Below are 23,122 nucleotides of genomic sequence, written 5' to 3'. Positions count from 1 at the left end.
GGGTTACAAGGCTCGGGTGTCCTTGATGCGTTTGGCTTTGCCCAGGGAGCGTTCGAGGGCGTGGGGGTCGAGGATCTCGACGGTGGCGGTGACGCCTACGCGGTCTTTGATGCGGCGGGTGAGGTGGGCGGCGGCTGAGGGGCGGTCGGTGAGGTCGGGGGCGGCTTCGACCTGGATGGTGAGTTCGTCGAGGCGGCCGGGGCGGCTGAGGACGCAGAGGTAGTGCGGGGTGAGGCCTTCGACGAGCAGGATCTGTTCCTCGATCTGGGTGGGGAAGACGTTGACGCCGCGGACGATCATCATGTCGTCGGTGCGGCCGGTGATCTTCTCCATCCGGCGCATCCCGGGTCGCGCGGTGCCCGGCAGCAACCGGGTGAGGTCTCGAGTGCGATAACGCAGTACCGGGAAGGCTTCCTTCGTCAAGGTGGTGAAGACCAGTTCGCCGACCGAGCCTTCCGGCAGCACCTCGCCGGTGACGGGATCGATGATCTCCGGGTAGAAGTGGTCCTCCCAGATGTGCAGGCCGTCCTTGGTCTCCACGCACTCCTGCGCGACACCGGGACCCATCACCTCGGACAGTCCGTAGATGTCGACCGCGTGCATACCGGTCCGCTGCTCGACCTCGGCGCGCATCTGCTCGGTCCACGGCTCGGCGCCGAAGATCCCGATCCGCAACGAGGTGTCCCGCGGATCCAGCCCGCGCGCCTCCATCTCGTCCACGATGGCGAGGAAGTACGACGGTGTGACCATGATGATCCGGGCGCCGAAGTCGCGGATCAGGTCGACCTGCCGCTCGGTCATCCCTCCCGACACCGGTACGACGGTGCACCCGAGCCGCTCGGCGCCGTAATGCGCACCCAGCCCACCGGTGAACAGTCCGTAGCCGTAGGCAACATGACACACATCGCCCGGACGCCCACCGGCCGCGCGGATCGACCGGGCCATCAGATCCGCCCAGTTGTCCAGGTCGCGCCGCGTGTACCCGACCACCGTCGGCCGCCCCGTCGTACCCGAGGACGCGTGCACCCGGACGACCTCGGTGCGAGGTACGGCGAACATCCCGAACGGATAGTTCTCCCGCAGATCCGCCTTGGTGGTGAAGGGCAGCCGGCTCAGATCCTCGAGTGACGTCAGGTCGCCCGGTGCGAACCCCACGCCGTCCAAGGCCGCCCGGTAGTGCGGCACATTCTCGTACGCCGTCCTGATCGTTGACTGCAGCAACGACAGCTGACGGGACCGGAGCTCGTCGACGGACAGCCGCTCGCCATCGTCACGAAGGTCCTCGGGACAAGGCTCGCCGAGCATCACAGCACCTCCCGATCACGGCCGGGCGAGCAGAGTCGCGATGCCCTGACCCACTCCGATGCACATGGTGGCCAGCGCGAACCCGGCGTCGCGGTGGCGAAGCTCCAGGGCGGCGGTGAGAGCGAGGCGAGCACCGGACATCCCCAGTGGGTGACCGAGGGCGATGGCGCCGCCGTTCGGGTTGACGTGCTCGGCGTCGTCGGGGAGGCCGAGTTCGCGCAGTACCGCCAGCGACTGGGCGGCGAACGCCTCGTTCAGCTCGATCACGCCGACGTCGGACAGGGCGACGCCGGTGCGGACGAGAAGCTTGCGGGTGGCCGGCGCCGGACCGATCCCCATGATCCGCGGTGGTACGCCGGCCGCCGCCGTACCGACGATCCGGGCCAGCGGCGTCACGCCGAGCCGCTCGACCGCGTCCCCGCTCATCACCAGCAGCGCGGCCGCACCGTCGTTGACCCCGGAGGCGTTGCCCGCGGTGACAGTGCCCGGCGAGCGGAACGGCGTCTTCAAGCCGGCCAGCGCTTCCAGCGACGTTTCGCGAGGGTGCTCGTCGACCTCCACCACCGTGACCGCGCCACGTTTGCCGGGGATCGACACCGGCACGATCTCCTCGGCCAGCCGCCCGTTCGCCTGGGCCTTGGCCGCGCGTTGCTGGCTGCGGAGCGCGAACAGGTCCTGGTCCGCACGGGAGATGCCGTAGTCCTCGGCCACGTTCTCGGCCGTCTCGGGCATCGAGTCGATCCCGTACTGCCGCTGCAGCACCGGGTTCACGAACCGCCACCCGATCGTGGTGTCGAAGATCTCGGCCTGCCGGGAGAACGCAGTCGTTGCCTTCGGCATCACAAAGGGTGCCCGCGACATCGACTCGACCCCGCCCGCGATGACGATCTCGTTGTCCCCGGCAATGATCGATCGGGCCGCCGAGGCGACCGCGTCCAGTCCGGACCCGCACAGCCGGTTGATCGTCGTACCCGGGACTTCTGACGGGAGTCCGGCGAGGAGCACCGCCATCCGGGCGACGTTGCGGTTGTCCTCGCCGGCCTGGTTCGCGCAGCCGAGGATCACGTCGTCGATCAGCGAAGGATCCAGAGCGGAGTGCCGAGTGAGCAGTGACGAGACCGCATGCGCCGCCAGGTCGTCGGGACGGACCGCTGCGAGCGCACCGCCGTACCGGCCGACCGGCGTCCGCACGCCGTCCACCAAGAACGCTGATCGATTCATACCTGCTCCTCCGGGATGATCGTGCCGGACAACTGGCGGCTGCGGCCGCGGAACTCGGCGATCACCTCGTCGCCGCGCCGGACGGTCACGTCGTAGATCGCGTTCCGGCCGTACGACGTACGCTCCCGTGCCTCGGCGACGAGCACGTCACCGCGCTTGGCCGGGGCGACGAAGACGATGTCGCAGGTCTGCGCGACGGTGACCCGGTTCCGGGAGTTGCACGCGAACGCGAACGCGGAGTCGGCCAGACTGAACACGAATCCACCATGCGCGATACCGTGCCCGTTCACCATGTCGTCGCGCACCGGCATCTCGATCCGGGCAGTGCCTTCACCGACGGCGATCAGCCGCATACCCAGGCCGACGCTGGCGGTGTCCTCCGCCCACATCGCCGCGGCCACCCGGGCCGCCAGGTCGTCACTCATCCGTGTTCGCCCGATCGAGAAGAAGGGTTGTGACACTCTATCGCCGGTCGCGCCAACGACTGTAACATCACAAACGCAGACCCCGAGCTTGGAGGACCCATGACCGACTGGCTGGCGACCCATCGCGAGCGCCTCGACGACGCGCTGAAGGCGATCCGCGGCCGCGGCTACCACTCCGCCTTCCCGGAGTCGCCCAGCCCCCGGGTGTACGGCGAGACCGCGGCCGCGGACGGTAAGGCCGCCTTCGAGCGCTACCTGGGTACGACGTTCCCCCTGGAGACCCCCGGCTCCCGCGGCACGGTCGTCACCGAGCACTCGCCGTACGGCATCACGCTGGACATCTCCTATCCGCGCATGGTCGACGACGGACTGGCTGAGTTGATGGCGGCCGCCCGCAACGGCATGGCCGACTGGCGCAAGGCCGGCATCGACGCCCGCACCGGAGTCACGCTGGAGATCCTCGACCGGCTGCACAAGCGGGTCTTCGAGCTGGCCAACGCGGTCCAGCACACCAGCGGTCAAGCGTTTGTGATGGCGTTCCAGGCCGGTGGCGCGCACGCGCTGGACCGGGCGCTGGAGGCGGTCGCGTACGCGTACGAGGAGATGAACCGCTACCCGGCCGAGGCGACCTGGGAGAAGCCGGCCAAGGGTGACCCGATCCGGATGGAGAAGACATTCACCGTCACCGGCCGCGGGGTCGCGCTGGTGATCGGCTGCAACACGTTCCCGACCTGGAACTCCTGGCCCGGCCTGTTCGCGTCCCTGGTCACCGGGAACGCGGTGGTGGTGAAGCCGCACCCGCTTGCCGTCCTGCCGCTGGCGATCACCGTCCAGGTGTGCCGTGAGGTGCTGGCCGAGGCCGGCTTCGACCCGAACCTGGTGACCCTGGCCGCCGAGCGGGCCGGCGACGGCCTGGCCAAGCCGCTGGCGACCCGGCCCGAGGTGAAGCTGATCGACTTCACCGGCGGCAGCGAGTTCGGCGAGTGGCTGGAGCAGAACGCGACCCAGGCGACGGTGTACACCGAGAAGGCCGGCGTCAACGCGGTCATCATCGACTCGACCGACGCGTTCAAGGCCCTCTGCGGCAACCTCGCCTTCACGCTCTCGCTGTACTCCGGCCAGATGTGCACGACCACCCAGAACATCTTCGTCCCGGCCGGCGGGATCGAGACCGACGAGGGTCACAAGTCCTTCGACGAGGTCGGCGCCGGGATCGCGGGCGCGATGGGCAAACTGCTCGGCGACGACGCCCGCGCGGTCGAGATCCTCGGCGGCATCGTGAACCAGGCCGTGATCAGCCGGCTAGAGCTCGCTCCGGAGTACGGCGACGTCGTACTGGAGTCGCGGGCGATCCAGCACCCGGCCTTCCCGGACGCGGTGGTGCGGACGCCGCTGCTGGTCGCGATCGACGCCAAGGACGGTGACGTGTACGGCCGCGAGTGCTTCGGGCCGGTCTCGTTCCTGGTCCGGACTGCGGACACTGCGGAGTCGATCGACCTGTTCCGCAAGACGGTCGTGGCAGGTGGCGCGATGACGGCCGGGATCTACTCGACGGACGCCAAGATCCTCGACGAGGCCCGCGACGCGGCGCTGGAATCCGGGGTCGCCCTGTCGGAGAACCTGACCGGCCAGGTCTTCGTCAATCAATCGGCTGCTTTCAGCGATTTCCACGGCACCGGCGCGAATCCGGCCGCCAACGCGACATACACCGACGGCGCTTACGTTGCGAGTCGCTTCCGCGTCATTCAGTCTAGGCGTCATGTCTGATGGTGAGTCACTGCAGGAAGTCCTGACCTACTACCGCAGCTGGCTCGCGTTCAGGCAGCGGTTCTCCCGGGTGCCCGGCGTCCAGGCGGCCGTGTTCGCGGACGGTTCGGTCGCGTTCAGCGCGGCCTACGGGCTGGCCGACGTCGAAAGCGCCGTACCGCTGACCGAACGGCATCTCTTCCGGATCGCGTCGCACTCGAAGACGTTCACCGCGACAGCCGTCCTGCAACTGGTCGAGCAGGGCCGGCTGCGGCTCGACGACAAGGCAGAGATGCATGTCACCGAGCTCGTCGACGCGCCGGCCGGCAAGCTCACCCTGCGGGACCTGCTCAGTCATGCCGGCGGCCTGACCCGGGACAGCGACGACGCGGACTTCTGGCAGCTCGCGCAGCCGTTCCCGGATCGCGAGCAGCTGCTCGCGATGCTGCGGTCCCCGGACGCCGCCGTGATCGCGGACAACGAGCGGTTCAAGTACACCAACATCGGCTACGGGCTGCTCGGCCTGGTGATCGAGGGCGCCACCGGCAGGTCGTACAACGACCACGTCCGCACCGAGATCGTCGAGAAGCTCGGGCTGTCCGATCTCGGCCCCGAACTGGATCCGGCCAGGAGCGCGGAGTACGCCAGCGGCTACAGCTCGCTCGCGTACGCCGACGAGCGGGTGCCGATCGATCACGTCGACACCCAGGCGCTGGCGTCGGCGACCGGGTTCTACGGCAACGCGCGTGACCTGGTCACCTACTTCTCCGCGCACCTGCCCGGCGACGATCGGTTGCTGACCGACGCCTCCAAGCGGCAGATGCAGCACCCGCTGTGGAACGTCGGCACCGACGAGTGGCCGAAGTACGGGCTCGGCCTGCAGATCGCGAAGGTCGGCGACCGGGAGTTGTTCGGTCATGGTGGTGGCTATCCGGGACACATCACCCGGTCGCTGGTCGACGGCAAGGCCGGCATCGCGGTCTCGGTGCTGACGAACGCGATCGACGGTCCGGCACAGCAGATGGCCGAGGGAGCCTTCAAGCTGCTCGACCTGGCGCAGTCGAAGGAGCGCCCGGAGCAGTCCGCCGACCTGAGCCGGTTCACCGGTCGGTACGCCGGCCTCTGGGGTGTCACCGACATCGTCCAGCTCGGCGGGCGGCTGTACTCGATGGATCCCAGTCAGGGTGATCCGGCGGACAAGGCGCCCACGCTGGAGGTCGACGGCGACACGCTGCGGGTGACCGAGGACTACGGTGGCGGCTCGTACGGCCAGCGCTACCAGTTCACCTTCGACGCGGACGGCCGCCCGGAGTCGATCCGCTCCGCGGGCGGCCTGCGCATGGTGCCGATCGAACGGTTTGCCCTACCGCCCCGGGTGACAGCCGGTTGAGTACCGTGCTGGCATGACGATCCACAGCGATCACCCCTTCCTGCCGCCGGAGTCCGATCGGAGCCCGGTACGGCGGTTCCGGGGCCGGCTGCCGTCGCCCGTGGGGCTCTGGACAACCGTGTACGACGGCAACCGGGCTGGCCTGACGGTGGCGTCGATGGTCGTGGCGGACGGTGAACCCGGCTACGTGATCGGGTTGATCGACCCGGACTCGGACCTGTGGGAAACGTTGCGTGAGGCAAGAACCGCGGTGGTCGCCCTGCTCGGCGAACCGCACCGGCAGCTGGCCGACGCCTTCGGGTACGTCGCACCGGCGCCCGGTGGTCCGTTCCGGATGATCGACTGGACCGACACCGAGTGGGGTCCGGCACCGGTGGGTGTCTCCACTTGGGCCGGCTGCACGCTGGTCTCCACCGATCCACCCGAGGTCGGCTGGTCCCTCCAGGTGCAACTGGAGATCGCCCACGTCGAACTCGCCGCCGACGAAACCCCCGCCCTGGTCCACCGCCGCGGCCGCTACTTCACCCTCTGACCCCGGATCCGCTCCGCCTGCTGGTCCTGCAGCTCTTCACCCTGGACCAGGAAGCGGTGGATCGTCTCCAGCTCCGCCCGGGTGTACCGGGACAGCACAGCCGTGCCGGCCGGCCTGACCGGGCCGTAGACCTGCTCGACCCGTTGCTCCGCCAGTGGTGTCGCGGTCACCAGGACTCGCCGGCGATCCGCCTCGTCCTTGGTGCGTACGGCGTACCCGGAACTCTCCAGGCGCTCGATCGCCGCGGTCGTCGCGGCCGGGCTCAGACCCGCCTCGATCGCGAGCCGTCCGGCAGTCATCCCGCCGTTGCGCAACAGCAGCCCGATGCAGAGCAGGTCGGTGCGATTCACCCCCAGCACCTCGGCCGCCGCCACGTCGACCCGGTCGGTGGCGTTCTGGAACCGCACCACCGCCTCGGTGATCTCCGCGATCAGGTTTTGTTTCGACACTCGAAATAGTCTACCCTCGATCCAATGTTTCGATCGTCGAAATAAATAGGAGTCCACGATGGCTGTCACGACTGCACTCCCCGGCTGGCTGAAGCCGATGAACCGGCTGGTCAAACTCCTGTCCAGGACCGGCTTGCCGCTCGGCACCATCCACGTCCTGTCCGTACCCGGCCGCACGACCGGTGCGATGCGTGCGACGCCGGTGTCGCCGCTGACCGTCGACGGCAAGCGGTACGTGCTCAGCCCGCTGCCGACGTCGGACTGGGTGCGCAATGCGCAGGTTGCCGGGTGGGGTCTGCTGGCCGCGGGCCGGAAGTCGAGCCGGGTCCGGCTGGAGGAGGTCACTGACCCGGTCGAGAAGGCGGCGGTGCTGCGTGCGTTCCCGGCCGAGGTGCCGACCGGCGTGCCGTTCTTCGTCCGGGTCGGCGCGGTCACCAGCGGTTCGCCGGACGAGTTCGAGGCCGCGGCTCCGGGGTGCGTCGTTTTCCGCGTCGTTTCGTAGCGTGCCTGGATGCGAGCCACCACGTTTCACGCGCCGTACGACTGCCGATCGCACTGACGCGGCGCAGGACGCCGTACTGGAGTTGACCGGCGCGCGATCGAGGTTTGCTCAGGCCGAAGGTACAAACGCGCAAGGCCACTGCGCGAGGTGCCCGATCGGGTGCTGAATGTGCGCGCTCTCACTCCGAACGCCCGATAGGGGTCACGGCTGCGCAACGCGCTTGCGCGGAACGTTGACACCCGCCGCGCGGCGTGCTCAGAGTTGGCCCGTCAAGGGGGCATCGTTGTCACAGGCGGCTCCATCAATTGATCGGAGAGTGAAAACATGCGTGGTGGTCTGAGCAGGACCGTCGCGGTGCTGGGTGCGGCGGGTCTTCTCGCGGTCAGCGCCTGCGGGAACAGCGACGACGGTGGTGGCGGCGGTGGGGACTCGGCGGCGACCAAGGACGTCACCGTCTTCACCTGGTGGGCCGACGGTGGTGAGAAGGCCGGTCTGGACGGCATGGTCTCGGTGTTCAACACCGAGTGCAAGGACTACAAGTTCGTCAACTCCGCGGTCGCGGGTGGCGCCGGCTCGAACGCCAAGCAGGTGCTCGCCAACGACCTGCAGGCCGGCAAGCCCCCGTCCACCTTCCAGGCGCACGCCGGTGCCGAGCTGAGCGACTACATCAACGCGGGCCAGATCGACGACGTCAGCGGTCTCTACAAGGAGTTCGGCCTGGACGAGGCCTTCCCGAAGAGCCTGATCGACAACCTGACCGTCGACGGCAAGATCTACTCGATCCCGGCCAACGTGCACCGCGCGAACGTGACCTGGACGAACCCGGCCGTGCTGAAGAAGGCGGGCCTGGACGCCGCCACGGCGCCGGCCACGGTGGACGCCTGGATGGCGGACATGGACAAGCTGAAGGCCGCCGGCGTGAAGACGCCGCTGGCCATCTCCAAGGGCTTCGCCCAGGAGATGCTGGTCGAGGTGGTGCTGCTGGCCGAGCTCGGGCCGGACAAGTTCACCAACCTGTGGAAGGGCGAGGGTTGGGAAGCCCCCGAGGTGACCGCGGCGCTGGAGAAGTACAAGAAGCTGCTGACCTACACCAACGCCGACCGCGAGGCGATCGACTGGCCGGACGCCCTGCAGTACCTGAACAAGGGCCAGGCCGGCTACTTCGTGATGGGTGACTGGGTCGCTGCCCAGCAGTTGGCCGACAAGGTCCCGGACACGGCGTACACCTACTGGCCGTCCCCGGGTACGGCGGGCAACTTCCAGTACCTGTCGGACTCCTTCACGCTGCCGACCAACGGGCAGAACCCCGACGGTGCGAAGTGCTGGCTGAAGGTCACCGGCTCGGCTGAGGGCCAGAAGGCGTTCAACACCAAGAAGGGTTCGATCCCGGCCCGCTCGGACGCCCAGCCGTCGGACTACCCGAAGTACCAGCAGTCGGCGATGGCCGACTGGAAGAAGGACAAGATCGTTCCGTCCTGCGCGCACGGTGCCGCCTGCACCGCCGGCCAGAACAACGACATCCTGTCCGCGATCAGCCAGTTCAGCGGCAGCCCGGACGTCGCCAAACTGCAGTCGGCCCTCGGCACCGCGATGAAGAAGAGCTGATGCGGCACGAGTTGCGGACCGGCCTCAGGTCGGAGGACTGAGCATGCACGGAAGAATCCGTACCTGGGGCCCGGGCGCCCTGGTGCTGCTGCCGACCGTGCTGCTGCTCGGGTACTTCGTGTACGGGTTGATCGCGTGGTCCTTCAACACCTCGCTGACCGACCGGCACACGGCTCGTAAGGGCCCGGCCGACTACGTCGGGTTCGAGAACTACGTGAACCTGTTCGGCGAGGACCGGTTCCTCAACTCGCTGAAGAACCTCGGCGTGCTCACGGTGGCGTTCATCGTGGGCACGCTGATCTTCGGCCTGCTCTGGGCCCTGCTGCTGGAGAAGGGGGTCAGGGGCGAGAGCATCTTCCGGTCGATCTACCTGTTCCCGATGGCGATCTCGATGATCGCCTCCGGGGTGGTCTGGAGCTGGTTGCTGAACCCGTCCCAGGGTGACGAGGCGCGCGGCCTGAACCGGCTGTTCTCGATCGTCGGCCTGAACTTCCTGGAGAACTCCTGGTGGACCGCGGGCAGTAGATGGACGACGATGCTGTCGATCGCGCTACCGGCGATCTGGCAGCTGTCCGGCTACATCATGGCGCTGTTCCTGGCCGGCTTCCGGGGCATCCCGCCGGAGTTGCGGGAGGCCGCCCGGGTCGACGGGGCGAGTGAGTTCAAGCTGTACCGGCACGTGCTGTTCCCGCAGCTGTCCCCGATCGCGCTGTCGGCGCTGATCATCCTCGGCCACATGTCGCTGAAACTGTTCGACCTGATCTACGCGATCACCGGGCCGAACCAGTTCCGCACCGAGGTGCCGGCGGTCTACATGTGGAACACGCTGCTGCGCAGTGACCAGGCCAAGGCGGCCGCGATCGCGATCGTGATGCTCGCGGTGGTCGCGGTACTCGTCATCCCCTACGTCGCGTACACCGTCCGGCAGGAGACCAACGAATGACCGCCATAGAGGCTGAGGCGGCGACCGGCAAGGCCGCCGCGGCGATCCGCCAGAAGCCCCGCGGCGGAGCCATCGCGGACGGCACGACCCGAACCAGCCGGACCGTGAAGTACCTCCTGCTGCTGTTCTTCCTGCTGTTCGTGCTGACTCCGGTGTACGTCGTGCTCATCACCAGCTTCAAGACAGCCGCCGACACCACCGCCGCCGCGCAGTGGTCGTTGCCGGAGACCTGGACGCTGGAGCCGTGGCGCAAGGCGTGGGACGTGTTGCAGCCGTACATGATCCGGTCGCTGTCGCTGGCGATCCCGGCCGCGATCATCTCCTCGATGGTCGGGTCCGCGAACGGGTTCGTGCTGGCCCGGTGGCGGTTCCCGGGCGCGAACCTGGTGTTCGCGTTCATCCTGTTCGGGATGTTCATCCCCTACCAGGCGGTGATGCTGCCGCTGCGGACGACGTTCACCGAGCTGGACGTCACCCGCGGCGTGCCGACGCTGATCATCGCGCACGTCATCTACGGCCTGCCGATCTGCACGCTGATCTTCCGGAACTACTACGCCACCATCGTGCCGCACGAGATCATCGAGTCGGCCCGGGTGGACGGGGCCGGACTGATCCAGACCTACGTGCGGATCATCCTGCCGATCTCGATCTCCGGGTTCGTGGTGACGCTGATCTGGCAGTTCACCTCGGTCTGGAACGACTTCCTGTTCGCGCTGTTCCTCACCCAGCAGCAGAACGGCCCGGTGACACTTGGGCTGGCGGCGCTGTCCGGCGGGCAGAAGGTCGACTACGCGGCCAGCATGGCGGGTGCGCTGATCACGTCGTTCCCGACCCTGCTGGTCTACATCCTGCTCGGCCGCTGGTTCATCGGCGGACTGATGGCAGGTGCCCTGAAGGGCTGAGTACGTGGTCCGCGGCCCGTGTACTTGGTGCACGGGCCGCAGTCGTTCGGTGACGGCGTGTCAACCTAGTTATCCACAGGACGCGCGCAGGGGACTGCGGCGAACGGGGACTGGAAGGTAATGTCGCGGAGGTGACCAAGTCACCACGAGGCCGGGACGGACGACCAAGCCACCTGCGGCTGGTCGGCTCCACTCCGGGCCCGACCGACCGCCCGACGGCGGGTGTCGACGTCGACACCACGCCGAGTGTCGCCGTGCTGGAAACCCTGCTGGAAACGCTCTCACTCGACCTGGCCGCCGCACCCCGGGCGCTGCACCCAGTGATCGCGGAGGCGTCGGTCGCGCGGTCCGCCGCGATGCTCGCCGACCAGCTGTGGCCGGCCGGGCAGCCGGACGAGATCGGTGAGGTCGAGCGGTTCTTCTGGGCCGACGCCGCCCGGGTGCTCGGCGAGCGCCGCGACGCGCAGTCCTTCGTCCTGTTGACGAGTCTGGCCCGCACCGTCGGCCCAGCCGGGCGGCTGCCACTGCAGCGGGCCCATCTGTCCCGGCTGCGGACCGAGCCGCACGTGCCCGACTGGGTGACCCGGATCGCCGGGTTCCGGCTGACCAGCGCGATCGTGTCGGAGGACATCACCGGCGACGGGCTCAGCGTCGTCCTGGACTACGACGACGAGCAGCATCCGCACACCGTGGTGGTGTTCATCGACAACAACCTCGGCGCGATCGTCAAGGACGTGTTCGTCGGGCCGCCGGTCGACCGGGTGCTGGAGGCGTACCAGCGCGGCGGCCGGGTGACCATCCGGACGGTCCGGCCGTCGACCGCGGCCGGCATCATCCTGCAGGCGCTCGGCGAGACCAACGACTACGACGATCCACCGGTGACCGAGGACTTCGAGTTCTTCTCCGGCCTGCTGGTGAACCGGCTGACCCAGTTGCCCGAGCGCCCCATCCGCCCACCGATCCGGCCGTTGCTGTCACCCCGGCAGCGCGATCAGCTGGTCGGCGAGTTCCTCGAGTCCGCTCATGCCGTCGGGCTGGCCGATGACGCCGCGGACATCGTCCGACTCTGGATCGACCACGCCGTGGATCACACCGTCGGCGGTCCACTGCGGGTCAGCGCCGTACTGGTGGAGTTGTTCCTCGCGCACTGGCTGCCGCGGAAGGTGCTTGCCGACAGCACCTACTTCGAGGCGGTCCCGGTGGTCGTGAAGGCGTGGCTGGCGTTCGCGGGGGAGCGGACCCAGCTGGCGGTGGACGCGATCGACGAGGCGGTCGACGCGGTGGACGTCTGGACACCGGCGCTCGAGGCCGCCGCGATGATCGACCCGGTCGGCTCCAAGCCGGGTGAACGCGTCTTCCTCGACGACACCACCAACGACCTCGAGGACGCCTACCGGGCCCTGTCCGGCCTGGGTTCACCACCCCAACCCGACCTGCGGGGCCTGGACAAGTCCCAGGCGGCGACCCTGTCGGTCCTCGCCCCACACGCCTGGCTGATGGCCGGCGAGACCCTCGGTACGACGTACGCCCCGGACGCCTTCGACATCGCCGAGCGCCTGGTCCGCGACGCCCCCGACCTGCTCGCCAAAGCCCGCCTCTCCACCTGGCCCCGAGCCATCGTCTGGCTCCTCGCCCACCGCCACCGCCTGGTCGGCCCCGGCGAACCCCTGACCCCCTACACCCTCGCCGCCGACCTCTCCTCCTCCCCAGCCACCCTCCGCAAAACCGCCAAACTCCTCACCGACACCCTCATCCTCCCCCGCTGACCCCACTCGGCGCGGGCGTGTGACGTCGGCTCGTGGACCTCAGCCGCAGGCTGGGAGCGGTGGCCTGGAACCGGATCTGGAGGCTGTAAACAGGAACAACGGCTGTTTTGCTCGCTGTGTGGCTGGTGTTCCGGCGCATCCGCGGCACCTTCGCTGGGGGTGGTGGTCCGATGGTGGACTGGGGAGGGTTTTGCCCCGCATCGGGCGCAAAACTCTCCCCGGTCGGCAGGACCGGACCCGCTGGTCTGGTGATTCGTCACGAGTACACGAAGCTGACGGCAGGCGACCGGCTCGGATCCCAACCCCGTGGACAATCACCCACACATCCATCACAACAGCCGCAATAGCCTGTTCACGCACCCCGGTTCCTGTTCACGGCCCCGGCCTCGGGTGTCTTGGGTGGCGGCGGACAATGGGGGCATGTATGTGCGTGCGCCGGAGCTCAGGGGTCGTGGGTGGTTGAACACGGGCGGGCGGGAGTTGTCGCTCTCGGACTTCCGGGGACGGTTCTTGCTGGTCGATTTTTGGGCGTTTTGTTGTATCAACTGTTTGCACGTGCTGGATGAGTTGCGGCCGTTGGAGGAGAAGTACGGCGATGCGCTGGTGATTGTGGGGGTGCATTCGCCGAAGTTCGCGCATGAGGGGGAGGAGGCGGCGGTTCGGGCCGCCGTGGAGCGGTACGAGGTGGGGCATCCGGTGCTGGATGATCCGGAGCTCATCACCTGGCAGAACTACACGGCGCGCGCCTGGCCGACGCTGGTGCTGGTGGATCCGAACGGGTACATCGTCGCGCAGTACTCCGGGGAGGGACACGCCCACGCGCTGGACGCCCAGCTGGCCGAGCTGATCGCCGAGCACGAGCAGGCCGGCACGCTGACCCGGGGCAAGTCGCCGTACGTCGCCCCGAAGCCCGAGCCGACCGACCTCCGCTTCCCGGCGAAGGTGGTTGCCCTGGACAACGGGTTCCTCGTCGCCGACGCCGGGAACCACAGCATCGTCGAGCTCGCCGACGACGCCACCACAGTGGTACGGCGCTTCGGCACCGTCGAGCGTGGATTCGCCGACGGCCTGGCCGACCAGGCCGGCTTCTCCGAACCGAACGGCCTCACCGTCCTACCGGCAGACGTCGCGAGCACCCTCGGGTACGACGTCGTCGTCGCCGACACCGTGAATCACGCCCTGCGCGGGATCAACCTGCAGTCCGGCCGGGTCACCACCCTGGTCGGCACCGGTAAGCAATGGATGGACGGCGACAGCACCGACGTCCTGAGCTCACCGTGGGATGTCGCGTGGTGGCAGGACAAGGTGTGGATCGCGATGGCCGGCGTCCACCAGTTGTGGACGTTCGACCCGTTCACCAAGGTCACGGAAGTTGCCGCCGGCACCACCAACGAAGGGTTGAAGGACGGCGCGCTCACCGAGGCGTGGTTCGCGCAGACGAGCGGCCTGGCCGTCGACGGGGACCGCCTCTGGCTGGCCGACTCGGAGATCTCCGCGCTGCGGTGGATCGACACCGACGTGCACACTGCCGTCGGCACCGGTCTGTTCGACTTCGGCCTGCGCGACGGTAAGGCGGATGAGGCGCTGCTGCAGCATCCGCTCGGCGTGACCGTTCTCCCCGACGGTTCCATCGCGATCGCCGACACCTACAACGGCGCCGTACGACGCTACGACCCGCGCACCGAGGTGGTCGACACGATGGCGACTGGGCTCGCCGAGCCGAGCGGCGGTGTTGTCGTAGGCAACGAACTGCTCGTGGTCGAGTCGGCTGCGCACCGGCTGACCCGGATCCCGCTCGGTGCGTCGGCGATCGCCGAGGAGTTCAGCACCCGGACGCAACGGCCGCCGATGGACGTCGCGGCCGGCGAGGTGACGCTGGAGGTCGTGTTCACGCCGCCGCCGGGGCAGAAGCTGGACGATCGCTACGGGCCGTCGACGCGGCTGCTGGTGTCGTCGACACCGGAGAGCCTGCTGCGTGAAGGTGCGGGCGACTCCACCGATCTCACCCGCGAGCTAGTGATCGACGAGCGGGTCGGGGACGGTGTGCTGCACGTCGCCGTACAGGCTGCTTCGTGCGACGACTCCGCTGAAGTGGAGTTCCCCGCCTGCCACATGCACAGGCAGGACTGGGGTGTGCCGGTCCGCGTGACCTCGGACGGGGCCGCACGGCTCGAGTTGGTGCTGTCCGGGGCGTCTACTCCTTGATGTCGCGGTGGTGCTCCTCGACCACCCGGTACTCCTCCTCGATCGCCGGGTCGATCGCGTCGGTCTCGACGCGCCGGCGCCGGTTGGTGATGTAGAAGGAGAGCACGATCCCGGCCATGCCGGCCAGGATCAGGATGTAGCCGACCGCGGTCAGGTTGACAGCGTCCCAGGAGTCCCGGACCGCGAACGCCAGCACAGCGCCCACGACCATCAAAAAGATGCCGACACCGATGCTCATGCGCGTCCTCGCTTCGCTCCGGGCGCGCATGAGACACGAGATGCGCGGTGCTTGATTCTGAGCTCGCTGCGCTCGCTCATGCGAGAGCCTCCTCGTGAAGTCGTCCGCTACCTTCGACGCTACTCCGGTTGCACGACCTAATCCATCAGCCGGGCATGTCGGTTACACCACCGGACGACCCCTAGGTACCCCTGCGTAAACCCTCGCACCGCAGCCCGTGCAGGCCGTCAGGTGTCTATCCGGCGTGCAGTTCGATGTCGCCGCTGGTCGTGGTGGCGTCGATGGTGTGCGAGCCGTTCGGGTCGTCGCCCAGGCCGTTCTCGACCTCGCCGCTGCGCGTCTCGGTGCTGACGTTCCAGGCGCCGGACGGCGCGGTCACCTCGATGTCGCTGCTGGTGCCCTTGGCGCGGACGTCGTTCGCCTCGGCCAGCCGCACCTCGAGATCCCCGGACGTGGTCTCGACGTCGACCGATCCACCCTTGAGCCCGGACGCCTCGATGTCACCGGAGGTAGCGGTCACCTGAAGCTTCCCGGTCAGGTTCTTGACGACCACGTCACCCGAGGTGAGATCGAGTTTCACGTCACCGCTGACGTCGCTGATCTCGACCGTGCCGGAGCGCGACTGGGCGTCCACCCCACTGACCCCGGCGACCGAGATGTCACCGCTGCCGTTCTCGCCGGTCACCTTGGTTCCGCGTGGAACGGTGACGACGAAGTCGGCGCTGCACTGCCAGCCGCAGTCGCCGTCGAGCTTCAGCACGCCGTCGTCGACCGAGTAGGCGTCACCGTGCTTCCACAGCCAGAATCTGCGCTTCTCCTGGACCGTGGTCTTGTCGTCGCCGGACACCTTGATGGTGACGTCGGAGCTCTCGGCGGCCAGTTGCACCGTGGTGATCCGCTCGCCGATCTCGTGGTCGTCGGTGGAGTCCCGGTCCCCGAACTGCCAGAACGCCAACGCAGCCCCGGCCACCAGAAGCACTGCCCCGAGCTGCTTGCTCTCCGCCATGTCCCGCCCCTTCGTGTTCCATCCTGTCCGCTCGACAGTAGGCGGGCAGGACAGGGCGCAGGATCCGGCAGATCCCCCGAGGCGTCCCTGAACCAGACCTCAGGGACGCCGGAGGTCAGGACCGGTAGTCGCCCCGGGACACCGCGGCGGCGAGGTCGTCGTCGAGGTTGCCGAAGAAGGTCCGCGCCCACAGATCGTCGCCATGCCAGTAGGGACCGTCGTCGCCAGGCAACGACGCCGGCGCCTTGCCTCGCTTCAAAGCGCGCCGGCACTCGGCACACAGAGGCAGCGTCAAGGTCGCCCCATCGGCCTGCACCTGGGTCGGCCGACCGGAAGACCTTCCGTGCAGGGGATTGAAGGCACACAGCTCCGGCACGGCGTCCTGTTTCCGGCCCGCTGCCACCGCGACGGCGGCGTCGTACTCGCGCCGTGCCTTGTCCAGCAGCACCATCGCGCCGACCACGTCGACGAGATCCTCCGAGGTGTCGAGCACCTTCCCGGCGGCCTGATGCGCGTCGAGTGCGGCCTGTTGGTGTTTCAGACCAGCACCGTCGGCAGCCGGCAACGCGGCCAGCTGCGAACCCAGCTTGGTGAGCTCCAACCCGGTCTCGCGGGCCAGGCGCCGGCGCCGCTCCGCGGCCACGGTCGCGGCCACATGCGGCGGAATGCTGAATGGCTTCTTCCGTAGCGGACGACGGTCGCGCCGCGAGCCCGGCCGGCGCAGGCCGATGATCAGCCCCAGCCCGACCAGGGCGGCGAGGCCCAGCCCGGCGAACAGCGCGATCCTTCCGGCCGGGGACTCTTCGTCCGCCGAGGATCCACCAGGCGTCCTGGCGGATGTGGGGCTTGGCGCGGCCGGAGGTAGCCCGGGGGCCGCGAGCACTTCGTACATCCGGGTCAGCACCTCGGTCGGCCCGGCGTCGTACCCGGTGTCGTCCAGCGCCCGCTGGCGGGAGGCCCGCAGCTTGTCGTCGTTCAACTGCGGCAGTTCGTGCGCCTCGTACCAGGGGAACCGGCCGCCACCGTCCACCACGACGTACAGCCCGGGCTTGCCGAGGGCATCGATGACCAGGGTGAGCACATTGCTCTCCTTGCCCTGGAACGGATCGCTCGGCGTCAGCGGCAGCACGATCGAGTAGACCGGGTACCCGAGCGCCTTCGCCTTGGCCAGGACGTCCGCCCGCAGGCTCGCCGGCAACGCCGAGTCGTACGCCGGATCGATGTACAGCGGGTCCTTCGCCAGCGCGGTCGCGATCTCCCGGGCGCGCTCGGCCGGGGTCTGTGCCTGCGCGGGTACGGCGCTCAGCGACACCAGCAGCGTCAGCAGAACGGTCAGGGCCAACCGGGTCTTCACCGCGTTCCTCCATGTCGTCGGGCGACCAGGGCCGCTACTCCGAGCACGACGCCGGCGAGCAGCGCGCCGCCTATCAGGCCGAGGACACCGCCGCCCACACCGTTGCCGATCGCGTCGCGCACAGTGAACCGATCGGGTGCGGACGTGGTTTCCGGATCCGGCGGGGTCGGCTCGGTCCGCGCCGGCTTGGCTTCGAACCGGTCGTCGGCGATGACCTCCTCGAGGTAGTCGGCGAGTTGCCCGGCCATCGGCTGCTTCGCCTCGGCGTAGTCGCTGCTCGGCGCCCGGGCCGCGATCTCGTGCTCCACGCCGTACGTCGTGTCGCCGTCCATGACGACGTACAACCCGGGCTTGCGGTTCGAGGCGGCCAGCCAGCCGGCGAGCAGTGCGGTGTCGCCTTCCTCCTGGAACCAGTCCCCAGTCGGTACGACGGCGACGTACACGGGCACCGGTGCGGCCTCGATCACGCGGAGCAGCTCCGCGGCCTGCGTCGTGTCGACGAGGGACGCGTAGTCCGGGTCGACGTACAGCGGCTGTGTCGCCCAGGCGGTCGTCGCGGCGCTCACCCGCGGATCCGGCGGAACCGCGGCCCACGCCGTGCCGGACAGCAGCACAATAGTTGCTGTGAGCAACAGAATGAGGCGTCTCATCGGACACCGTCCTGGAGTTGTGACACCCGCTCGGGCAGGTCGTCGGACAGCGCGCCGAATCCGGTAGCCACCATCGGGCTGTCCTCCGGATCCAGCGTCCAGTACGGGACGTGGCCGCGTCCGAGCAAGCCGGAGCGCCGCCAGACCTGCAAGCCGTACGGCGTCGCACCCTTGCCGAGGATCCGCGCGCACGCCTGGCAGGCCGGCACTTCGATGTCGTCCGACCAGGCGACCGAAGTCTTCGCGGAGTGGTGGGTCGGGTCGAAGAAGCACGGCGGCAGGACCTGCGCCCCACTCGCGCCGCGCTCGGCCTGCCGGGCCAGCACGAAGGCGCCGGTCACCGACAGCAGATCGTCGGCCTCACCGTCCCGCAGCTTGCGGGCGGCATCGAGGCGGCGGTACGCGTCTTCGCGCTGGTCGAGCACCTTCACCGACTTCCCGTGCCGCCGGTCCAACCGGTCGATGGCCTGCTGCGCCCGCTCGATCCAGACGTCCGCCCGGTCCCGCATCGTCGCCACCTCGATCGGCGGCCCACCGGCGGCCGCGGCCTTCGACCGCCGGGAGCCGCTCCGCCTGCGCAGGACGAGCCACAGCGTCAACACGAAGCCGGCCAACGCGCCGGCCCCCAGGCCGATGAACGCGGCCCGGTCCTCCCGGTCGGTGACCGACATGCCGCGCAGTCCGCGCTCCGGCTCCAGGTCGCTCGCTGGGATCGGCGGCAAAGGGCGGCCGTCGTACGCCGTCGCGGCCTGCTCGATCGTCCGCACGATCTGCGGCGCCGGCCGGTCGTAGACGATGTCCCGGTACCGCTCGTCGTCGAGCTGGACCCGGGTCAGACTCCGGCCCTTCAGCCCGGCCGGCCGGTACAGCTCCTCCATCCCGGACCAGTAGCCGTCGGAGACCACGGCCACCACGTACAGCCCCGGCTGCCCGACGCGGGCCTGCAGCAGCGTGATCAGCTCGGTCAGCTTCTCCCGCGTGTACGGCGTCCGTGGGACCAGCGCGACGTACACGGCGAAGTCGACGGTGGCGGCTTCCGCGCGGACCCGGTCCAGCTCGGGGATGGGGCGGAGCCGCTCGTCGACGTACACCTTGTCGTTCCGCCAGGCGGCCGCGATCCGGTCCGGCAGTTCCGGCGTCGCGGCGCGCGCGGGGAGGACCGGGAGGAATGCCAGGACGGCGAGCACAGTCGCGAGGCGGCGGAGACGGACGAGCATCGCGCACAGCGTACGACGAACTGGCGGGGACACAGCTGCACGGACGCACCCTGTGGACAACAGGTTCCCGCCCGGACATGGCACGGCCCTGGCTCGGACAGGGGAAGCCAAGCCAGGGTCGCTGTGGTGCCACGGGCAGAAACGTTGGTCTATGGACTGGTTCCTCACCAGGGCAGATCGCGGGGCAGATCCAGCTGCCCCGTGAATCGGTCAGCCTCCGGCTCGATCCGCGCAAGTGATCGAGCCGGAGGAGCCGGGGGTCAGAACGCCGATTCGGGCAGATCCATCACGTCCAGATCGGTCAGCTCGGCCTTGACCCGCTCGGCGCGGACCGACGGCATCGTCGACCGGACGAACCACTGCGCCGCGGCGACCTTGCCGGTGTAGAAGTCCTGCTCGGCCGGGGACAGCTCGCCGCCGAGCTTGTTCAGCGCGACCTCGGCCTGCCGCAGCATCAGCCAGGAGCAGACCACGTCACCCAGCACGTACAGCAGCCGGGACGTGTTCAGGCCGACCTTGTAGATGTTGCGCGGGTCACCGTTCTCAGCCTGCGGGTTGCTCGCCATCAGCGCCTGGCCCATCACCCCGAGGATCTTCTGCGTGTCCTCCAGGCCCTTGGCCAGCAGCGCCCGCTCCTCCTTCAGCCGGCCGTTGCCGGCCTCGGAGGCGACGAAGTCCTGGATCTGCTCGGCCAGGTGGCCCAGCGCCTTGCCCTGGTCCTTGATGATCTTGCGGAAGAACAGGTCCTGGCCCTGGATCGCCGTGGTGCCCTCGTACAGCGTGTCGATCTTGGCGTCCCGCACGTACTGCTCGATCGGGTACTCCTGCAGGAAGCCGGAGCCGCCGAAGGTCTGCAGCGACTCGGTGCCGAGCAGCGTCCACGACTTCTCCGAGCCGTACCCCTTGACCAGCGGCAGCAGCAGGTCGTTCACCCGCTCGGCCAGCTCGTCGGCCTCACCGGCGTACCGGGCCTGCTCGGCACGGTCCTGGTACGTCGCGGTGAACAGGACCAGCGCCCGCAGCGCCTCGGCGTAGGCCTTCTGCGTCAGCAGCGAGCGCCGGACGTCCGGGTGGTGGGTGATGGTGACCCGCGGCGCGTCCTTGGCCGGCTGAGTCAGATCGGCGCCCTGGACCCGCTCCTTGGCGTACTCGAGCGCGTTCAGGTAGCCGGTCGACAGGGTCGCGATCGCCTTGGTGCCGACCATCATCCGCGCGTACTCGATCACCTGGAACATCTGCGCGATCCCGTCGTGGACCTCGCCGAGCAGCCAGCCCTTGGCCGGCGTGCCGTCGCCGAAGGTGATCTCGCAGGTGGTGGACACCTTGATGCCCATCTTCTTCTCGACGTTCGTGACGAAGGCGCCGTTGCGCTCCCCGGTCAGCTCGCCGGTCTCGAGGTCGAAGTGGTACTTCGGTACGACGAACAGGCTCAGGCCCTTGGTCCCGGGACCGCCGACACCCTCGATCCCCTGCGGCCGGGCCAGCACCAGGTGGACGATGTTCTCGGTCAGGTCGTGCTCACCCGAGGTGATGAACCGCTTGACACCCTCGATGTGCCAGCTGCCGTCCTCCTGCAGGGTGGCCTTGGTCCGGCCGGCGCCCACGTCGGAACCGGCGTCCGGCTCGGTCAGCACCATGGTGGCGCCCCAGCCGCGCTCGATGATGTGGTGGGCGATCTTCTTGTCCCGCTCGGTGCCGTTGCGCCAGAGCACGTGCGCGAAGTTGGGGCCGGCGGCGTACATGTGCACCGGCGGGTTGGCGCCCAGCACCAGCTCGGCGGCGGCCCAGCGCAGCGACGGCGGCGTCGGCTGACCACCCAGCTCGGCCGGCAGCTCGAGCTTGTACCACTCGGCGTCCATGTAGGCGTGGTAGCTCTTCTTGAACGCCTCCGGCATCCGCACCTCGTGCGCCTCGGCGTCGAAGACCGGCGGGTTGCGGTCGGACTCGGTGAACGACTCCGCCAGCTCGTGCTTGGCCAGCCGGTCTATCTCGGCCAGCACCTCCCGGGCGGTGTCGACGTCCATCTCGGCGTACGGGCCCTGCCCGAGCACCTCGTCCCGGCCCAGAACCTCGAGCAGGTTGAACTCGATGTCCCGCAGATTCGACTTGTAGTGGCTCACAGGGTTCCCCTACCTCTTCAGCGCAGTACTCACGAGTAACTTAAGTATATACCCACGGGTAACGAAGGCAAAGGTGCTTTTCCGGTGAGGTGATCCAGGAGACTGTCCGGGTGACGCTCAGGCTGATCTACGAGACGCACTCGATCACGCTCGACAATGAGCGGGGAATCGCGACCGGGTGGCTGCCCGGCCAGCTGTCGGAGCAGGGGTGCCGACTGGCCCAGGAGATCGGTCCGCGGCGGCAGGACGTTGATGTCGTGTTCAGTTCGGACCTGCGCCGAGCCGTGCAGACGGTCGAGTTGTCCGGCCTGACGGTGCCCCATCTACAGGACTGGCGCCTGCGCGAGTGCAACTACGGCGTCCTGAACGGAGCGCCCACCGAGGCGCTCGACCCGCGGGTGGACCGCGTGCACAAGCCCTTCCCCGGTGGCCAGAGCTACTGGGATGTGGTGGAGCTGACCCGATCGTTCCTGGCGGACGTCAAGCGCTGGCACGACGGCCAGGTGGTACTCGTGGTCGCGCACTCGGCGAACCGGTGGTCCTTCGAGCACCTCCTGGGCAGTCGCGCTTCCCTCGAAGACCTGATCACCGCTCCGTTCGACTGGCGACCAGGCTGGGAGTACGTGCTTTAGGGGGTGTAGACGGCGGCGCTGCCGTAGAGCTTGTTGGTGAACGCCGAGATGTAGCCTGCCGTGTTCGCCGAGGTCAGGTTGTAGGTGAGGAAGACGCCGTACCCCTCGCTGACCGTGCGCTGGGCGAGGTTCGCCGCGGTGGTGGAGCTGGTGGCGGTGAACGACACGGCGGCCGGGGAGAGGCGCGACTTGTCGCTCGGGCCGCTCGGCACGGCCCAGGTGCCGTAGTACGGGTTCCAGGCATAGTCGAAGGTGTTGGCGACGCTCACGCCGTTGTAGCTCAGGCGGTCCGAGGCCGGGCCGATGTCGTAGAGCGTGATGATCTTGTTCGGCAGCTTCTGGCGCAGCGCCGAGACGAGGTAGACGAACGAGTAGTCGTTCGGCTGGCCGGTGCCGTTGTTGCCGTACTCGGCGTACTCGTCGTCGAAGTCGATGCCGTCGAGCCCGTACTGGTTGACCGCGTCGGCGAGCTGCTGGGCGAACGCGTCGGCGGTCTGCTGGCTCGGAAAGTTCGCGAAGCCGGCGCCCTGGTGGTTGCCGAGGATGGACAGCAGGACCTTGATGCCCTTCTGCTGCAGCGGCCGGACCTCGGTCGCCACGTTGTCGAGCACGTTCTGCACGTTCTCGTTGAAGTGCAGGTACGCGTTCGTCCCGTCGTAGTTGATGTTGGCCGCGAAGATGACCGCGATGTCGAACACCTGCGCGCCGCCCTTGGCGAGTGTGTACTTGGCGGCGTTCGTCATGCTCTCGTTGTTGACCTCGACGTAGACAACCGAGATCGGTCCGGTCTTCGCCCGCGGGCGCGGCCTCGCGTGGGCGGTGCCGGGGACCGCGACACCGGCGGTGGTCGCGGCCAGGGCTGACAGCAGGGTCCTTCTGCGCATGAGCGGTGCACTCATCGATCGACTCCTCGT

The 23,122-nt window shown here is 68.6% G+C and carries 21 protein-coding genes; 10 read left to right on the top strand and 11 right to left on the bottom strand.

Features of this window, described 5'->3' with window-relative positions; translation table 11 throughout:
• Positions 1-3 precede the first annotated feature (3 nt).
• From paaK to paaI, 3 genes are read right to left on the bottom strand one after another with little or no spacing between them, the layout of a single operon-like run.
• Complete coding sequence (gene paaK / locus AB0F43_RS28145) at positions 4-1,305, bottom strand: phenylacetate--CoA ligase PaaK (RefSeq protein ID WP_360483136.1); 1,302 nt, start codon at positions 1,303-1,305, stop codon at positions 4-6.
• A 15-nt stretch (positions 1,306-1,320) separates the two neighbouring features.
• Entirely contained in the window at positions 1,321-2,526 is a 1,206-nt protein-coding gene (pcaF, locus tag AB0F43_RS28140) for a 3-oxoadipyl-CoA thiolase (RefSeq protein ID WP_360483133.1), read from the bottom strand.
• Positions 2,523-2,951, bottom strand: coding sequence for a hydroxyphenylacetyl-CoA thioesterase PaaI (paaI, locus tag AB0F43_RS28135; RefSeq protein WP_360483131.1), 429 nt, complete (start codon positions 2,949-2,951; stop codon positions 2,523-2,525). Before paaI ends, pcaF begins: the two co-directional genes overlap by 4 nt.
• A gap of 99 nt (positions 2,952-3,050) precedes the next feature.
• Here paaI and paaN point away from each other — a divergent pair, with 99 nt between their 5' ends.
• Genes paaN through AB0F43_RS28120 form a run of 3 tightly spaced genes read left to right on the top strand, consistent with a single transcriptional unit; the run spans position 3,051 to position 6,619 of the window.
• On the top strand, positions 3,051-4,718 hold the full coding sequence (gene paaN / locus AB0F43_RS28130) for a phenylacetic acid degradation protein PaaN (protein ID WP_360483128.1): 1,668 nt from the start codon (positions 3,051-3,053) through the stop codon (positions 4,716-4,718).
• Complete coding sequence (locus tag AB0F43_RS28125; RefSeq protein ID WP_360483125.1) at positions 4,711-6,087, top strand: serine hydrolase domain-containing protein; 1,377 nt, start codon at positions 4,711-4,713, stop codon at positions 6,085-6,087. The genes paaN and AB0F43_RS28125 overlap by 8 nt, the downstream gene beginning before the upstream one ends.
• Before the next feature lie 13 nt (positions 6,088-6,100).
• The gene (locus AB0F43_RS28120) at positions 6,101-6,619 is read left to right on the top strand and encodes a flavin reductase family protein (RefSeq protein WP_360483123.1); all 519 of its coding nucleotides are present in this window, start codon (positions 6,101-6,103) and stop codon (positions 6,617-6,619) included.
• On the opposite strand, the gene AB0F43_RS28115 is transcribed toward AB0F43_RS28120, so the two are convergent.
• Positions 6,604-7,068, bottom strand: a complete 465-nt coding sequence (locus AB0F43_RS28115) for a MarR family transcriptional regulator (RefSeq protein ID WP_360483120.1) — start codon at positions 7,066-7,068, stop codon at positions 6,604-6,606. The genes AB0F43_RS28120 and AB0F43_RS28115 overlap by 16 nt on opposite strands.
• A 58-nt stretch (positions 7,069-7,126) precedes the next feature.
• Between AB0F43_RS28115 and AB0F43_RS28110 the strand changes: the two genes are divergently transcribed.
• The 6 genes from AB0F43_RS28110 (at position 7,127) to AB0F43_RS28085 (ending at position 14,991) form a co-directional block, all read left to right on the top strand.
• Complete coding sequence (locus tag AB0F43_RS28110) at positions 7,127-7,570, top strand: deazaflavin-dependent nitroreductase (RefSeq protein ID WP_360483117.1); 444 nt, start codon at positions 7,127-7,129, stop codon at positions 7,568-7,570.
• A 324-nt stretch (positions 7,571-7,894) separates the two neighbouring features.
• Entirely contained in the window at positions 7,895-9,175 is a 1,281-nt protein-coding gene (locus AB0F43_RS28105; protein ID WP_360483114.1) for an ABC transporter substrate-binding protein, read from the top strand.
• A 43-nt stretch (positions 9,176-9,218) separates the two neighbouring features.
• A complete protein-coding gene (locus tag AB0F43_RS28100) occupies positions 9,219-10,118 on the top strand; it encodes a sugar ABC transporter permease (protein ID WP_360483111.1) in 900 nt (299 codons plus the stop codon).
• Positions 10,115-11,020: a carbohydrate ABC transporter permease gene (locus tag AB0F43_RS28095; RefSeq protein WP_360483108.1), complete on the top strand. Its 906-nt coding sequence runs from the start codon at positions 10,115-10,117 to the stop codon at positions 11,018-11,020. Before AB0F43_RS28100 ends, AB0F43_RS28095 begins: the two co-directional genes overlap by 4 nt.
• A gap of 131 nt (positions 11,021-11,151) precedes the next feature.
• Entirely contained in the window at positions 11,152-12,786 is a 1,635-nt protein-coding gene (locus AB0F43_RS28090) for a hypothetical protein (RefSeq protein WP_360483105.1), read from the top strand.
• A 420-nt stretch (positions 12,787-13,206) separates the two neighbouring features.
• Entirely contained in the window at positions 13,207-14,991 is a 1,785-nt protein-coding gene (locus tag AB0F43_RS28085; protein WP_360483102.1) for an NHL domain-containing thioredoxin family protein, read from the top strand.
• Here AB0F43_RS28085 and AB0F43_RS28080 read toward each other — a convergent pair.
• The 6 genes from AB0F43_RS28080 to AB0F43_RS28055 all read right to left on the bottom strand — a co-directional run bounded on the left by AB0F43_RS28080 (position 14,981) and on the right by AB0F43_RS28055 (position 21,576).
• The gene (locus tag AB0F43_RS28080; RefSeq protein ID WP_360483099.1) at positions 14,981-15,229 is read right to left on the bottom strand and encodes a DUF6458 family protein; all 249 of its coding nucleotides are present in this window, start codon (positions 15,227-15,229) and stop codon (positions 14,981-14,983) included. The genes AB0F43_RS28085 and AB0F43_RS28080 overlap by 11 nt on opposite strands.
• Before the next feature lie 235 nt (positions 15,230-15,464).
• Complete coding sequence (locus AB0F43_RS28075; protein ID WP_360483097.1) at positions 15,465-16,235, bottom strand: DUF4097 family beta strand repeat-containing protein; 771 nt, start codon at positions 16,233-16,235, stop codon at positions 15,465-15,467.
• 115 nt (positions 16,236-16,350) lie between these two features.
• Entirely contained in the window at positions 16,351-17,589 is a 1,239-nt protein-coding gene (locus tag AB0F43_RS28070; RefSeq protein ID WP_360483094.1) for a hypothetical protein, read from the bottom strand.
• Complete coding sequence (locus tag AB0F43_RS28065) at positions 17,586-18,239, bottom strand: hypothetical protein (protein ID WP_360483092.1); 654 nt, start codon at positions 18,237-18,239, stop codon at positions 17,586-17,588. The genes AB0F43_RS28070 and AB0F43_RS28065 overlap by 4 nt, the downstream gene beginning before the upstream one ends.
• Positions 18,236-19,456 carry a hypothetical protein gene (locus AB0F43_RS28060; protein ID WP_360483089.1) on the bottom strand — a complete coding sequence of 407 codons (1,221 nt, stop codon included), beginning with the start codon at positions 19,454-19,456 and terminating at the stop codon, positions 18,236-18,238. The genes AB0F43_RS28065 and AB0F43_RS28060 overlap by 4 nt, the downstream gene beginning before the upstream one ends.
• Before the next feature lie 260 nt (positions 19,457-19,716).
• On the bottom strand, positions 19,717-21,576 hold the full coding sequence (locus tag AB0F43_RS28055; RefSeq protein ID WP_360483086.1) for an acyl-CoA dehydrogenase: 1,860 nt from the start codon (positions 21,574-21,576) through the stop codon (positions 19,717-19,719).
• A 110-nt stretch (positions 21,577-21,686) separates the two neighbouring features.
• On the opposite strand from AB0F43_RS28055, the gene AB0F43_RS28050 reads away from it, so the two are divergent.
• Positions 21,687-22,208 carry a histidine phosphatase family protein gene (locus AB0F43_RS28050; RefSeq protein ID WP_360483083.1) on the top strand — a complete coding sequence of 174 codons (522 nt, stop codon included), beginning with the start codon at positions 21,687-21,689 and terminating at the stop codon, positions 22,206-22,208.
• Here AB0F43_RS28050 and AB0F43_RS28045 read toward each other — a convergent pair.
• Positions 22,205-23,107, bottom strand: coding sequence for an endo-beta-N-acetylglucosaminidase H (locus AB0F43_RS28045; protein ID WP_360483080.1), 903 nt, complete (start codon positions 23,105-23,107; stop codon positions 22,205-22,207). The two genes, AB0F43_RS28050 and AB0F43_RS28045, sit on opposite strands and share 4 nt — an antisense overlap.
• Between the last annotated feature and the right edge of the window lie 15 nt (positions 23,108-23,122).

The sequence above is a fragment of the Kribbella sp. NPDC023972 genome, from assembly GCF_040639075.1.
GTDB lineage: Bacteria > Actinomycetota > Actinomycetes > Propionibacteriales > Kribbellaceae > Kribbella.
This window is presented reverse-complemented; position numbering and strand designations above follow the sequence as displayed.

Bases quoted from the DNA above. Each gene is read 5' to 3' on its own strand.
- paaK (WP_360483136.1), bottom strand. From the start codon at position 1,305: ATGCTCGGCGAGCCTTGTCCCGAGGACCTTCGTGACGATGGCGAGCGG.
- pcaF (WP_360483133.1), bottom strand. From the start codon at position 2,526: ATGAATCGATCAGCGTTCTTGGTGGACGGCGTGCGGACGCCGGTCGGC.
- paaI (WP_360483131.1), bottom strand. From the start codon at position 2,951: ATGAGTGACGACCTGGCGGCCCGGGTGGCCGCGGCGATGTGGGCGGAG.
- paaN (WP_360483128.1), top strand. From the start codon at position 3,051: ATGACCGACTGGCTGGCGACCCATCGCGAGCGCCTCGACGACGCGCTG.
- AB0F43_RS28125 (WP_360483125.1), top strand. From the start codon at position 4,711: ATGTCTGATGGTGAGTCACTGCAGGAAGTCCTGACCTACTACCGCAGC.
- AB0F43_RS28120 (WP_360483123.1), top strand. From the start codon at position 6,101: ATGACGATCCACAGCGATCACCCCTTCCTGCCGCCGGAGTCCGATCGG.
- AB0F43_RS28110 (WP_360483117.1), top strand. From the start codon at position 7,127: ATGGCTGTCACGACTGCACTCCCCGGCTGGCTGAAGCCGATGAACCGG.
- AB0F43_RS28105 (WP_360483114.1), top strand. From the start codon at position 7,895: ATGCGTGGTGGTCTGAGCAGGACCGTCGCGGTGCTGGGTGCGGCGGGT.
- AB0F43_RS28100 (WP_360483111.1), top strand. From the start codon at position 9,219: ATGCACGGAAGAATCCGTACCTGGGGCCCGGGCGCCCTGGTGCTGCTG.
- AB0F43_RS28095 (WP_360483108.1), top strand. From the start codon at position 10,115: ATGACCGCCATAGAGGCTGAGGCGGCGACCGGCAAGGCCGCCGCGGCG.
- AB0F43_RS28085 (WP_360483102.1), top strand. From the start codon at position 13,207: ATGTATGTGCGTGCGCCGGAGCTCAGGGGTCGTGGGTGGTTGAACACG.
- AB0F43_RS28080 (WP_360483099.1), bottom strand. From the start codon at position 15,229: ATGAGCATCGGTGTCGGCATCTTTTTGATGGTCGTGGGCGCTGTGCTG.
- AB0F43_RS28075 (WP_360483097.1), bottom strand. From the start codon at position 16,235: ATGGCGGAGAGCAAGCAGCTCGGGGCAGTGCTTCTGGTGGCCGGGGCT.
- AB0F43_RS28065 (WP_360483092.1), bottom strand. From the start codon at position 18,239: ATGAGACGCCTCATTCTGTTGCTCACAGCAACTATTGTGCTGCTGTCC.
- AB0F43_RS28060 (WP_360483089.1), bottom strand. From the start codon at position 19,456: ATGCTCGTCCGTCTCCGCCGCCTCGCGACTGTGCTCGCCGTCCTGGCA.
- AB0F43_RS28045 (WP_360483080.1), bottom strand. From the start codon at position 23,107: ATGAGTGCACCGCTCATGCGCAGAAGGACCCTGCTGTCAGCCCTGGCC.